The organism is Amnimonas aquatica, from assembly GCF_002943415.1.
GTDB classification, from domain to species: Bacteria; Pseudomonadota; Gammaproteobacteria; order Pseudomonadales; family Moraxellaceae; genus Perlucidibaca; species Perlucidibaca aquatica_A.
The window spans coordinates 1-12869 of the sequence record NZ_PTQZ01000021.1; the positions used below are offsets into that span (position 1 = coordinate 1).

A 12869-nucleotide genomic window follows, 5' to 3' on the forward strand; every position below is an offset into this window, starting at 1 on the left:
CCAGGGCCGCAGCCTGCCACTGCGCCTGCAGGAGTGGATCGAAGGCACGCTGCGTCACGCCGACGGCACGGAAAACGTGGACACCCTGCACTACAACAGCCTGTCGCAGCCACGTCATGACGGCACGCAGCAGGTGGCCGGGAATTTCATGCTGAGTCCGCGGGAAAGCGAGATCATGGCGCTGATCGCCGAGGGCTGCATCAACAAGGAAATCGCCACTCGCCTGGGCATTTCCGAGGGCACGGTGAAAGGGCACCGGAAGAACGTCTACGAGAAGCTGGGGGTTTCCAGCCGCTCCCAGGCCATCACCCGCGCCCGTGAACTGCTGATCATCTGACCCCGGACCGGGACTCCCGCCATGCAGCCAGGCCCGCGCGATCTCGACGAAAAAAGGAGGCCGCCAAGGGCGGCGGCCTCCGGGGACCGGGCCGGATCACGACCCTGAATGCCGCACAGCGGCTCACTCCACGTTGGTCGCGCACTCCGCGTTGGCGGCGTCGAACTTGCAGCGCACTTTCTTCAGCAGACCCATCATCTTCTTGTCGTAGAAGCCTTCCTTGGTCATCTGGACACGGGCCTCGGTCATCATGACCGTGTATTTCTCCTGATCGGCCGGCGTCAGATTCAGCCAGAACTTCTTGTCGATGTCGGCCTCTGCCTGCTTGATGGTGCGTTCGGCATTGTCGAGCTGGGTCAGGATGTAGGCGCGCGACTTCTGGCCGAAGCCGGCCGGGAACTTGTCGGTACGGATGATCAGGTTGCCGGTCAGCTGGGCCAGCGGGAAGTTGTAGACCGCACCGCCGTTGGACAGGCCCTTGTACATTTCGAAGGGCTTGTAGGCGATGCCCGGCGCCACCACGATGTCGACCTGGCCGTTGTTGAACTTGGCCACGAAGTTGGTGATGTCGGAGGCCACCGGCTGCGCGCCCAGCTGCTGCACCATGCGCGCCTGCGACTTGTCGAAGTCGAGCACGGCGATCTTCTTGCCGGCCGCCTTCTCGATCGAGTTGATGCTCTTGTCACGCACGAAGACATAGGCGGCACCCAGCGGGAAAATGCCGACCACTTCGTAGTTGCCGCTCTTCATGGCGGGCTCGCTCTGCGGCGCCGCCAGCACCTGGATCACGGTGCGCAGATGCTTGTAGGACGGCACCGAGCCGATGGAGTCGATGCTGCCGACATAGTGGTTGAACTGGCGGCCGCGCAGACCGGTCAGGCCCACGCCGTCACACTGGCCGGCCTTGAAGTCCTCGGCGGCAACACGCTCGTCGGTATATGCCTTGAGCTCGATGGCGACACCCCAGCCCTTGGCGGCCAGCGCGTAGTCCTTGGCCATGGCATAGGCCGAGCCTTGGGCGCCGACCGGGTCGTAGATGCAGAATTTCTGGGCGTGTGCGGCGGAAGCGGCCGCCAGCGAAATGGCCATGGCCACGATTGTTCTTTTCATGATTCCGTCCTGGGGTACCGGATTGGCAGGCTCGCCGGCATGGTAAGTCCGGCTGTCACTATTTCACAAACGACAGCCAGCCGACAGATCCGGCACCGGCCGGTCATCCGGAAACGGAAATGCCTATTTTCAGCAGGACGGCACTGGCTCGCGCCATGCGGCGGGGCAGCGTGCCGGAGCCAGGACGGACAAACGGCGCGCAAGAATTGCCGGGAGCAATTCTGATGCCGCAAGCGGCAGCCCGGAGGGTGCCCGCCATGGATGGCAGGACACAAAAAAAGAGGGCGGCTTACGCCGCCCCAAGAGGGTTCTGCAATTCAGCACACGCGGGATCAGGCAGCGCGGTTTTCGCCCTTGGCCACCAGATCGGCAAACAGCTTCTGGGCTTCGGCCAGCAGCTTTTCCACTTCAGCCTTGGCGTCGACACCCTGCAGCTTGGTCTTCAGCTCTTCGGCCTTGGCCTTGAAATCGACGGCCTGCAGCTTTTCGGCTTCAGCCTTGACGTCCACGCCCTGCAGCTTGGTCTTCAGTTCGAGGGCCTTGGCCTTCAGCTCTTCAGCCTTGGCGTTGAAGTCGACAGCCTGCAGCTTCTCGCCTTCCACCTTCAGCACTTCGACCAGGCCGAGACCGGCCAGCGCGACCTGGCGGCCGGCTTCCTTCACGCGCACGACGACATCCTGCTGGGAGGCGACGAAATTCTTGAGTTCACCCATGTCCATATCTCCTGAATAGATTTGATGATGGTCGGATGCACCTGTCAGACAGGTAATACCCGCATCCCTTGAACACGATCTTAGAGAGGGAGAGACATACAAAGGCAGGGAATTGTCAGACAATACAACAAGCGGTCGGCTTTTTTTGTGACCCGCCATTCACCGGCTGCGCATTGCGCGCAGACACCGGACAGCCCCGCCGCTGGCGCGGCGGGGCACGGGCGCATCAGGCCTGCTTGGCGGCCTCGATGGACTTCAGGATGTCGGCCTTGGCGGCTTCGCTGCCATCCCAGCCGGTGACCTTGACCCACTTGCCCGGCTCCAGGGCCTTGTACTGCTCGAAGAAGTGCTTGATCTGACCCAGCAGCAGCTCGGGCAGGTCGGTGTACTCCTTGACGTTCTTGTACAGCGGGGTGAGCTTGTCGTGCGGCACGGCGATGAGCTTGGTGTCGACACCGGCTTCATCTTCCATGTTCAGCTTGCCGACCACGCGCGAGCGGATGACCGAGCCCGGCTGCACCGGGAACGGGGTGACCACCAGCACGTCCAGCGGATCGCCGTCTTCCGACAGGGTNCGATTTCGTACTTGATGGGCGCGGAGTTGGCCGGGATCTCGATGATCACGTAGATATCGTTGGGCACGTCCTTGCCGACGGGGATGTTGCTGTAGCTCATGGCTGGGCCTCGAATGATGAAAAAAACGGCGCATTATAGCGTCAGTGCGGCCGCAGCGTAGCTCCTCGAAAGTAGCAGGTCCGCGGCCGGCGGAAACGAAAAGGCCCGGCATGTGCCGGGCCCTTTCCCGTGGCGAGCCCGCGGGCTCACTCCACGTAGTAGGTCTGCAACGGCGGGAAGCCGTTGAACTCGACCGAGCTGTAGGAGTTGGTGTAGGCGCCCGTGGTCATCCAGTACAGGCGATCGCGCACGGCCAGGCTGAGCGGCAGGTTGTAGCCCACGTTCTCGTACATGATGTCGGTGGAGTCGCAGGTCGGGCCGGCCAGCACCACGCTGCCGTCCCGGTTGCCGCTCTCGTCCATCTTCTCGGTGTAGATCGGGTACTTGATCGACTCGCCCATGGTCTCCATGAGGCCCTGGAACAGACCGACATCGGTGTAGACCCAGCGCTTGAGGTCGGTACGCGACTTGCGCGAGATCAGCACCACCTCGGACACCAGCACGCCAGACTCGCCGACCAGCGAACGGCCCGGCTCGAGGATGATCTCCGGCAGGTCATCGCCGTAGTCGTCACGCAGGTAGCGCAGGATTTCCTCGGCGTAGACATTGATCGGGTTCACTTCCGAGATGTAGTTCGCCGGGAAGCCGCCACCCATGTTGATCATCTTGAGTTCGACGTCTTCCTCGTACTTCATCCAGTCGAACATGTACTTGACCTTCGACAGCGCGGCATCCCAGACGGCGATGTCCTTCTGCTGCGAACCGACATGGAAGGAGATGCCGTAGGGCACCAGGCCCTGGTTCTTCGCCTGCACCAGCAGGTCGATGGCCATGTCCGGGTGGCAGCCGAACTTGCGCGACAGCGGCCATTCGGCGGTCTCGCCGCCTTCCACCAGGATGCGCACGAAGACCTTGGAGCCCGGCGCGTACTCGGCGATGTTCTGCAGGTCGGCCTTGGAGTCGGTGGCGAACAGGCGGATGCCCTGCTCGTAGGCCCACTTCACATGCGCGGCCTTCTTGATGGTGTTGCCATAGGACACCCGGTCCGGCGACACGCCGGAATCCAGCACCTTGCTCAGCTCGAACATCGACGCGCAGTCGAAATTGGAGCCCAGGTCCTTCAGCAGGTCGATCACCGGCTGGCCCGGATTGGCCTTGAGCGCGTAGTGCACCTTGGCCATGGGGAAGCAGCCCGTCAGCTCTTCGTACTTCTGCTTGATGATTTCCAGGTCGACGACCAGGAACGGCGTCTCCTTTTCGTCAGCCAGCTTTTTGATCTTGGCCCACTCGGCATCCGAGCAGTAATCAGAGAGGCGCATAGCATCCATCCCGTATGTCGTATCACAAGAAAGACAAAAGCCCCTGGCGCGACGGTTGCTTAACGGTCTTCCAGAGGCTCATCCAGGCGTCAGGTTGCTGCGCTGCACCATGCAGGTCTCACCCTCGCGAAAGGGTGGCGATATCGCCCTGGCACTGACGCGGCGAAGGTTAAAGGCAAAAGATGACACAATCAAGAATTCGGCGGGACGCGGTCCGACGAAGCGCGACCCTGCGGTCATGCCGTCACGGCCATGACCGCGGGGTCGCGCGGCCCGCCCTGGCGCCACGGCGGCCGGCGCCCGCCCGGTGCTCAGAGATTGGCCTCCGCGTACTCCGCCAGCACCGAACGCGGCACACCTTCGAGCTGGATGTGGCCGCCATGGGCGAAGCCCTTGAAGCGCTCGCACATGTAGGTCAGGCCGGAGCTGGTCGGCGTCAGGTAGGGCGTGTCGATCTGCGCCAGGTTGCCCAGGCAGATCACCTTCGAGCCCTCGCCGGCACGCGTGATGATGGCCTTCATCTGGTGCGGGGTCAGGTTCTGGCACTCGTCGATCAGGATCAGCGCCTTCTGGAAGCTGCGCCCGCGGATGTAGTTGAGCGCCTTGAACTGGATGTTGGCGCGCTCCTTCACGTACTCGATCGACCCCTTCGGACTCTCGTCGTGCAGGTGCAGCGCCTCGATGTTGTCGCTGATGGCGCCCAGCCACGGATCCATCTTTTCCTCCTCGGTGCCGGGCAGGAAGCCGTGCTCCTCCGCCAGCGGCGGCGTCGAACGGGTGGCGATGATCTTGTTGAAGCGCTTCTCCTCGATGCTCTGCTCGATCGCCGTGGCCAGCGCGAGGATGGTCTTGCCCGAGCCCGCCGGGCCGGTCAGCGACACCAGGTGCACCTGCGGGTCGCGCAGCAGGTCCAGTGCCATGGCCTGCAGGATGTTGTGCGGCCGCAGTCCCCAGACCTCCTGGCTCATCAGGCGCTCGTGGTTGAGGTCGCGCAGCACGATGTGCTCGGCGTCCACCGACAGCACGCGGCCGATGAAGCCCTGCTCGTCGATGACGAACTGGTTGGCGAAGACCTGGTCCTCCCAGTCCGCGCGCTTCAGGTAATGCCGGGTCTCGCCGATCGCCTGCACCGTGTCGACACGGCTGAAGCGGTCCCAGAACGAGCCCTCGAACGAGGCGTAGCCGCGCGACAGCTGCTTGATGTCCGACACCAGCTGGTCGTTGGTGTAGTCCTCCGCCGCCAGGCCGCAGGCGCGCGCCTTCAGGCGCATGTTGATGTCCTTGGTCACCAGCACGATGCGCGTCTGCTGGTCGGCCACCTGCAGCGACACCAGCAGGTTGATGATCTTGTTGTCGTTGAGCGAGTTGGTCAGCGTCTGCACGCTGCCCTCGGGCTGGTCCATGAGCACCGACAGCGTGCCCAGGTGCTTGCGTTCGGCATCGCGCCAGATCGGCACGCCCTGGCGGATCTGCTCGGGCTCGGCCTCCCCCAGCACACGGTCGATCATGCGGATGGCAGCGCGGCACTCGGCCGACACTGAGGCCTTGCCGGACTTGAGCTTGTCGAGCTCTTCCAGCACGGTCATGGGAATGAGGACCTGGTGTTCTTCGAAGTTGAGCAGCGCGTTGGGGTCGTGGATGAGGACGTTGGTGTCGAGGACGTAGGCTTTGCGGCGGGTATCGGCGACGCGCTGGATCATGCAGGAGCCTCCTGTGGCCTGGGGCGACAGATACCGGCATCTGCCCTGCCGGCACCCGGTGGACTCCGTCGCGGCGGGCATGGGACACGCCTTCCGCCCGGAGCCTTTTCTTTCAACCTACAACACCGAACCTACAGCAATAGTCATGCCGCCGGAAAGTCCCGATCCGCCGAATTACACCGAGAGCAGACAGGCCGGCGACAGAGCGCCGCGCAGCAGCGGTACGCCGGCATCGGACGAGAAGTCGCGCGGCACGTAATGGCGGGCGGGACGGTCGGCCGGCAGCAGGCGCCACTGGCGGTAGACCTCGGCCACCAGCTCGCTGCAGAAGCCGCCGCGCTGGAACGCCAGCGCCTCTTCGCCGCGCACCCAGGCGCTGAGGTGCTGGCGCGCGAAATTGCGGTAGGGCTTGGCGCGCCAGGCATCGATCAGCTCGTCGAGACGCGCGCGCGCGTCGGCGTCGGTGTGCACGCCCTGCAGGCGACGCACGGCGACCAGGCCCGGGTAGCTGACAACGCGGTCGTCCAGCGCCACCAGCTGCACGCCGTCGAAGGGGCGACCATGCATGATGTCGTGCACCTTGCTGGCGCGCGTGGCCTCCCACAGCAGCGGGGTCTGGGGCATGTCAGGCAGGCGGACCACCAGCCCGACATGGGACCAGCGGCTGCCGGTGAAGCCGCGCACCAGCCGCGACGCCAGCGTGCGTCCGGAGAACAGCACCAGGTCGCCGGTCTTGAGCTGGTCGCGCAGCTGCGGATACGGCCGCGACGGCAGCAACGCGGGATCGCTGGTGGCCGCCGTCCAGGAAAAGGTCAGTGCGCTGCGCTGCGGGCTGGTCTTCATGGCCGGCAGTGTCTCCGGCCCGGGTGACCGTCATCTGTCGACGGCGGGGCAGTCACATGAAGATTTCATGACAAAGCGATGACAGCTCTTTGTTCCCGGCCCGGGCGGGCCTAGAATTCGCCGGAAATCCCCGCCCTTCCGTTCCGGAGCCGCACCCGATGAGCCAGTTTGACAATGTCAGTGTCATCAAGAAGTCCAACGTCTATTTCGACGGACGCTGCGTCAGCCACACGGTGCTGTTCGCCGACGGCACCCGCAAGACCGTGGGCGTCATCTTTCCCTCGCAGCTGACGTTCAACACTGCTGCGCCGGAGATCATGGAAGTGCTCGGCGGCCGCTGCCGCGTGCGGCTGGCCGGAGAGAGCGGCTGGCAGGAATACGCCGCCGGCCAGTCCTTCGATGTGCCGGGCAACTCCAGCTTCGAGATCGAAACGCTGGAACTCCTCGACTATGTCTGCCACTTCGCCTGAGAACTGCCATGTTTGAATGGATCTACGACCCCCAGGCCTGGATCACCCTGGCCACGCTGAGCCTGCTGGAAATCGTGCTCGGCATCGACAACATCATTTTCCTGTCCATCCTGGTCAACAAGGTCGAGGCTGCCAAGCGCCAGTTCGCGCGCATCTTCGGCCTCGGCCTGGCCATGGTCTCGCGCATCGCGCTGCTGCTGTCCATCACCTGGGTCATGCGCCTGACCGAGCCGCTGATCACCCTGGCCGGTGTCTCGGTCACCGGGCGCGACATCATCCTCATCGGCGGCGGCCTGTTCCTGCTCTGGAAGGCCGCCACGGAGATCTTCGACACCGTCGAAGGCGACTCCTCCGAGGAACAGGCGACCAGCATGGCCGCCGCGACCAGCTCGAGCTTCTTCGCCATCATCGCGCAGATCGCCATCATCGATATCGTGTTCTCGCTGGACTCGGTGATCACCGCGGTCGGCCTGGCCGACGACGTGTCGATCATGGTCATCGCCATCATGCTGTCCGTGGGCGTCATGATGTTCGCCGCCAAGCCGATCGGCGACTATGTCGATGCCCATCCGTCGATCAAGGTGCTCGCCCTGGCCTTCCTGGTCATGGTCGGCATGGTGCTGATCGCCGAAGGCTTCGGCCAGCACATTCCGAAGGGCTACATCTACGCCGCCATGGCGTTCTCGGTCCTGGTCGAGATGCTCAACATCCGCATGCGCAAGCATCGCGGGCAGGCCGGCTGACACAGCGGGCCTGGATCACGGCCGCGCCAGCCGGCGCGGCCTGCAAGCACGAAGGCCCGGTCAAGACCGGGCCTTCTGCTTTCCGGGACACATCCCGGGACATCCATCCACACACCGGACAGGCAGCGCCGGCAGCCGCACAGGCCCCGCACGACGACCAGCCGCCGGCGTGATCCGCTACGTCAATGGCGCAGCGCGGAGACCGTGGCGAAGCCCGCCACCGTGAGCAGCAGCGAGCCACCGAGGTGCAGGCCGATATGCAGCAGCGCCGTGCTCCAGAGCTGGCGCTGCAGCAGCGTCACGGCCTCGGCCGAGAACGTGGAGAAGGTGGTGAGACCGCCCAGCAGCCCGGTGATCAGGAACAGGCGCACGGTCTCCGACCAGGCCGGATTGGCCGCGAACAGCGCCGCCAGCACCCCGATCACGTAGCCGCCGATCCAGTTCGCCAGCAGCGTGCCCGCCGGCATGGCCGGCCACAGGCCATTGCAGGCCAGGCCGAGCAGCCAGCGCAGCGACGAGCCGATGGCGCCGCCGGCCGCCACCGCGACCAGCGGCAGCGCGCTCATGCCGCACCACCATGGCGCTCGCGCAACGCCGCCAGCAGCTTCTGATGGATGCCGCCGAAGGCGCCGTTGCTCATGACCACCACGGCGTCGCCGTCACGCGCTTCGGCCACCACGCGCGCGATCACCGCCGCGATGTCGGAAGCCACCTGCGCCGGCACCGGGCTGGCGGCCACCACCGGGCTCAGATCCCAGTCCAGGCCGGGCGGCTGGTACCAGATCACCTCGTCCGCGGCGGACGCGCTGTCGGCCAGGCCATCCTTGTGCGCGCCCATGCGCATGGTGTTCGAGCGCGGCTCGATCACCGCCCAGATGCGCCGCTCGCCGACGCGCCCGCGCAGGCCTTCGAGGGTGGTGCGGATGGCCGTGGGGTGGTGCGCGAAATCGTCGTAGACGGCGATGCCGCCGACCGTGCCCAGCAGCTCCATGCGCCGCTTCACGCCCGGGAAAGCCGAGAGCGCGTCCGCCGCCGCCGTCACCGGCACGCCGACATGGGCGGCGGCGGCGATGGCCGCCAGGCCGTTGCGGACATTGTGCAGGCCGGTGTGCGCCCAGCTCACTTCAGCCACGCGCTCGCCGGCGCGCCAGATCGCGTAGCGCGAACCGTCGGCGGCCAGCGTCTCGGCGCGCCAGGCGGCCGGCGGCACGGTCCCGGCCTCGCCGGCACCGGTCAGCGCCATGCGCTCCACCGGCGTCCAGCAGCCCTTCGCCAGCACCTCGTCGAGCGCCGGCTCGTCGGCCGGAAGCAGGATGCGGCCCTGACCGGGAATGGTGCGCACCAGATGATGGAACTGGCGCTGGATCGCCGCCAGGTCATCGAAAATGTCGGCGTGATCGAATTCCAGGTTGTTCAGGATCGCCGTGCGCGGGGCGTAGTGCACGAACTTGGAGCGTTTGTCGAAGAAGGCCGAGTCGTACTCGTCGGACTCGACCACGAAATAGCGGCCGCCGCCGAGACGCGCGCTGGCATCGAAGCCCTGCGGCACGCCGCCGATCAGGAAGCCCGGCGCCAGGCCTGCCTGCTCGAGCACCCAGGCCGTCATGGTGGTGGTGGTGGTCTTGCCGTGGGTACCGGCGACACCGATCACGTGGCGACCCTGCAGCACATGCTGCGCCAGCCAGGCCGGCCCGGAGGTGTAGGGAATGCCCTCGTCGAGCACATGCTCGACCGCCGGGTTGCCGCGGCTCATGGCGTTGCCGATCACCACCAGGTCCGGGCGCGGCGTCAGGTGCTCGGGCTTGTAGCCCTCCATGAGGGTGATGCCCTGCGCCGCCAGCTGCGTGCTCATGGGCGGGTAGACACCGGCGTCGCTGCCGCTGACCTGGTGGCCGAGGTCGCGCGCCAGCAGGGCCAGGGAGCCCATGAAGGTACCGCAGATGCCGAGAATGTGGATGTGCATGTCTTATACCTGGGGCGGCGGCGCCGGCAGCAGTTCGGGAAACAGCAGGATGGTCAGCACCATGACCGCGAACAGCGGCGTCAGCGCCAGCAGCACGCCTTTCCAGCGCTCGATCTCCAGCGTGTGCTGGTAGATGGCACCGCGCACGGTCAGGCTCCACAGCGTCATGACGATCTGCGCCACCGCACCGACCGCCAGCAGCGCCTCGCCGGCACCGGCCAGCAGCGCGATAGGCGCCGCCAGCGCGGTGATGAAGGTGTCGATCAGCACCAGCGCGGAAAAGCCCTGCACCCAGCGGTTGTCCCAGCCGCGGCGGCGCAGCAGCAGCCACAGCCAGAGCGCCTCGGCAGCCAGCGCCATGGCCGAGAGCTGCACCACCGGCTTGTCCATGCCGCTGCCGGCCACGGCCTGGATCACGAAGCCGAGCGCGAGATTGAGCACCACCAGCGGCAGGATCATGCGCGGGGCGTATGGCAGGGCATCCGGCCCGGCCCGGAAGGTGATCAGGGACCAGCCCGTCGACAGGAAAGCTTTCATGAATCACTCTGCGGCAAAGAAGGCGCTGCGATTCTCGCAAAGACCGGTGCCGGCGTCATCCGCCATCGCCGGATGAAAGCCGGCGCATCGCCGCACTTGCCCTGAGCGCCTGTTTTCTGGACAATTCGCCGTTTTCCTGCTCCGGGACGACCCTGACATGAGCGCACACGCCGCATCCTCCCAGCCGCTGGTCGGCATCATCATGGGCTCCCAGTCCGACTGGGCGACCATGGAGCACGCCGCCAACACGCTGCGCGACCTGGGCGTGGCCTTCGAGGCCGAGGTGGTTTCCGCCCACCGCACCCCGGACAAGCTCTTCAGCTACGCCGAGCAGGCCCGTGGCCGCGGCATCCGCGTCATCATCGCCGGCGCCGGCGGTGCCGCCCACCTGCCCGGCATGTGCGCCGCCAAGACCTCGCTGCCGGTACTCGGCGTGCCGGTGCAGTCGCACGCGCTCAACGGTCTCGACTCGCTGCTGTCCATCGTGCAGATGCCCGGCGGCGTGCCGGTCGGCACCCTGGCCATCGGCAAGGCCGGCGCCATCAACGCCGCCCTGCTGGCGACGCAGATCCTGGCGCTCAACGATCCCGCGCTGCACGAGGCCATCGAGGCCTTCCGCAGCCGCCAGACCGAGACCGTGCTGGCCAGCCCCGTTCCCGGCGTGATCGCAGGAGCCTGAACCGAATGAGCCTGCGCATCGGTGTACTCGGCGGCGGTCAGCTCGGCCGCATGATGGCCCTGGCCGGCTACCCGCTCGGCCTGTCGTTCTCCTTCTTCGACAAGGCGGCCGACTGCCCCTCCGCCGCCCTCGGCGAGCGCTTCGGCGACGCCGACTACAGCGACGAGAGCCTGCAGGCCTTCATCGATTCGGCCGATGTCTTCACCTACGAGTTCGAGAACATCCCGACCCGCTGGGTCGAGGCCATCGCGGCACGCAAGCCTGTCTACCCGGGCGTGAAGTCGCTGGCGGTGTCGCAGAACCGGCTGAACGAGAAGCGCCTGTTTGCCGAGCTGAACATCCCTTCCGCGCGCTACGCCGAAATCCGCAGCGAGGATGACCTGCGCCGGGCCGTGTCCGACCTCGGCCTGCCGCTGGTGGTCAAGACCGTGACCGAAGGCTACGACGGCAAGGGCCAGTTCCTGCTCCGCGACGCGGAACAGGCCGCCGCCTGCTGGGCCGCGCTGGGCGCCAGCGCACCGCTGATCGCGGAGGAGTTCATCCAGTTCAAGCGCGAGCTGTCGATCATCGCCGTGCGCGGACAGAGCGGGGAAACCAAGTTCTACCCGCTGGCCGAGAACCACCACAACCACGGCATCCTCAGCCACTCGATCGTGCCGGCGCCGCTGCTGGACGAGAACACCCAGCTCACCGCCGAGCGCTACATCTCGTCCATCCTGCACGAGCTGGGACACGTCGGCGTGCTCACGCTGGAGCTGTTCGAGACCCGCCACGGCCTGCTCGCCAACGAGACCGCGCCACGCGTGCACAACTCCGGGCACTGGAGCATCGAGGGCGCGCACTGCTCGCAGTTCGAGAACCACGTGCGCGCCGTCGCCGGCCTGCCGCTGGGCTCGACCCGCGCCGAGAAGCCCAGCGCGATGATCAACATCATCGGCCGCCACCCGGCCAGCGCCGATGTGCTGCGCGTGACCGACGCGCACCTGCACCTGTACGGCAAGACCGAGCGCGAAGGCCGCAAGCTCGGCCACATCACCGTCACCGCCGACTCCTACCCCGAGCTGGAGATGCGCATCAGCCGCCTGGCCGATGCCCTGCCCAACCCGATGGCACTGCACCTTTCGCGCTGAACCGCAGCATCCGCCGGCATTCATGCTGCACGGGCAACAATACGTTGCCCGTGGCGGCCTTTATCGGCAGCGCCTGCTCGCCTAGTCTCCCAGCATTCCCTATTGCCCCTTTCCGGCAGCGACCCCGCCCGCAATCCGTCCAGGAGCCATCATGACCACGACCTTCGACACCCCGCTCGGCAATGCCGCCCTCGACCAGCTGTTCCTGCAGGCCCGCACGCACAGCGCCTGGCTCGACAAGCCGGTGAGCGCCGGCACCCTGGAACAGCTCTTCAAGCTGGCCATCCAGGGCCCCACCGCCGTCAACTCGCTGCCCGCCCGCCTGGTCTTCGTGCAGTCGGCCGAAGCCAAGGCCCGCCTCAAGCCGCATCTGTCGGCCGGCAACGTGGACAAGACACTGGCGGCGCCGGTCACCGTGATCGTCGGCGCCGACCATGACTTCCCCGACCACCTCGCGCGCCTGTTCCCGCACACCGACGCCCGCCCGTGGTTCGCCGGCAACGATGCCCTGATCGCCGAATCGGCCTTCCGCAACAGCTCCCTGCAGGCGGCCTACGTGATCCTCGCCGCCCGCGCCCTCGGCCTCGATGCCGGCCCCATGTCCGGCTTCGACAACGCCGGCATCGATGCCGAGTTCTTCGCCGGCAGCA

Annotated in this window: 14 protein-coding genes and 1 pseudogene; 6 read left to right on the forward strand and 9 right to left on the reverse strand. The window is 66.2% G+C overall.

Annotated features, from left to right (window positions below; all coding sequences use genetic code 11):
- Nucleotides 1–337, forward strand: a 337-nt coding sequence (locus tag C5O18_RS01995) for a response regulator transcription factor (RefSeq protein WP_146089174.1), incomplete at its 5' end; no start/stop codon positions are given.
- Between the two features lie 123 nt (nucleotides 338–460).
- Here the strand turns inward: C5O18_RS01995 and C5O18_RS02000 are convergent.
- The 6 genes and pseudogenes from C5O18_RS02000 to C5O18_RS02025 all read right to left on the reverse strand — a co-directional run bounded on the left by C5O18_RS02000 (nucleotide 461) and on the right by C5O18_RS02025 (nucleotide 6697).
- Nucleotides 461–1447, reverse strand: coding sequence for a putative solute-binding protein (locus tag C5O18_RS02000; protein WP_105191201.1), 987 nt, complete (start codon nucleotides 1445–1447; stop codon nucleotides 461–463).
- A gap of 332 nt (nucleotides 1448–1779) precedes the next feature.
- The gene (locus C5O18_RS02005; protein ID WP_105191202.1) at nucleotides 1780–2160 is read right to left on the reverse strand and encodes a hypothetical protein; all 381 of its coding nucleotides are present in this window, start codon (nucleotides 2158–2160) and stop codon (nucleotides 1780–1782) included.
- Between the two features lie 226 nt (nucleotides 2161–2386).
- Nucleotides 2387–2835, reverse strand: a pseudogene (locus C5O18_RS02010) (inorganic diphosphatase).
- Nucleotides 2836–2981: 146 nt separating this feature from the next.
- A complete protein-coding gene (locus tag C5O18_RS02015; RefSeq protein ID WP_241146702.1) occupies nucleotides 2982–4154 on the reverse strand; it encodes a type III PLP-dependent enzyme in 1173 nt (390 codons plus the stop codon).
- Between the two features lie 311 nt (nucleotides 4155–4465).
- Nucleotides 4466–5854: a PhoH family protein gene (locus C5O18_RS02020; protein ID WP_105191204.1), complete on the reverse strand. Its 1389-nt coding sequence runs from the start codon at nucleotides 5852–5854 to the stop codon at nucleotides 4466–4468.
- A 174-nt stretch (nucleotides 5855–6028) separates the two neighbouring features.
- The gene (locus tag C5O18_RS02025; protein WP_105191205.1) at nucleotides 6029–6697 is read right to left on the reverse strand and encodes a C40 family peptidase; all 669 of its coding nucleotides are present in this window, start codon (nucleotides 6695–6697) and stop codon (nucleotides 6029–6031) included.
- Between the two features lie 158 nt (nucleotides 6698–6855).
- Here C5O18_RS02025 and ppnP point away from each other — a divergent pair, with 158 nt between their 5' ends.
- Complete coding sequence (gene ppnP, locus C5O18_RS02030; RefSeq protein ID WP_105191206.1) at nucleotides 6856–7167, forward strand: pyrimidine/purine nucleoside phosphorylase; 312 nt, start codon at nucleotides 6856–6858, stop codon at nucleotides 7165–7167.
- Between the two features lie 8 nt (nucleotides 7168–7175).
- On the forward strand, nucleotides 7176–7910 hold the full coding sequence (locus tag C5O18_RS02035) for a TerC family protein (RefSeq protein ID WP_105191207.1): 735 nt from the start codon (nucleotides 7176–7178) through the stop codon (nucleotides 7908–7910).
- Nucleotides 7911–8092: 182 nt separating this feature from the next.
- On the opposite strand, the gene crcB is transcribed toward C5O18_RS02035, so the two are convergent.
- From crcB to C5O18_RS02050, 3 genes are read right to left on the reverse strand one after another with little or no spacing between them, the layout of a single operon-like run.
- On the reverse strand, nucleotides 8093–8476 hold the full coding sequence (crcB, locus tag C5O18_RS02040) for a fluoride efflux transporter CrcB (RefSeq protein WP_105191208.1): 384 nt from the start codon (nucleotides 8474–8476) through the stop codon (nucleotides 8093–8095).
- Nucleotides 8473–9873, reverse strand: a complete 1401-nt coding sequence (gene mpl / locus C5O18_RS02045) for a UDP-N-acetylmuramate:L-alanyl-gamma-D-glutamyl-meso-diaminopimelate ligase (RefSeq protein WP_105191209.1) — start codon at nucleotides 9871–9873, stop codon at nucleotides 8473–8475. The genes crcB and mpl overlap by 4 nt, the downstream gene beginning before the upstream one ends.
- A 3-nt stretch (nucleotides 9874–9876) precedes the next feature.
- Entirely contained in the window at nucleotides 9877–10410 is a 534-nt protein-coding gene (locus C5O18_RS02050; protein WP_105191210.1) for a hypothetical protein, read from the reverse strand.
- A 157-nt stretch (nucleotides 10411–10567) separates the two neighbouring features.
- On the opposite strand from C5O18_RS02050, the gene purE reads away from it, so the two are divergent.
- The 3 genes from purE to C5O18_RS02065 all read left to right on the forward strand — a co-directional run.
- Nucleotides 10568–11089 carry a 5-(carboxyamino)imidazole ribonucleotide mutase gene (gene purE, locus C5O18_RS02055; protein WP_105191211.1) on the forward strand — a complete coding sequence of 174 codons (522 nt, stop codon included), beginning with the start codon at nucleotides 10568–10570 and terminating at the stop codon, nucleotides 11087–11089.
- A 5-nt stretch (nucleotides 11090–11094) separates the two neighbouring features.
- The gene (locus tag C5O18_RS02060) at nucleotides 11095–12219 is read left to right on the forward strand and encodes a 5-(carboxyamino)imidazole ribonucleotide synthase (RefSeq protein ID WP_105191212.1); all 1125 of its coding nucleotides are present in this window, start codon (nucleotides 11095–11097) and stop codon (nucleotides 12217–12219) included.
- Nucleotides 12220–12370: 151 nt separating this feature from the next.
- Nucleotides 12371–12869: malonic semialdehyde reductase (locus tag C5O18_RS02065; RefSeq protein ID WP_105191213.1), on the forward strand; the 499-nt coding region annotated here is incomplete at its 3' end.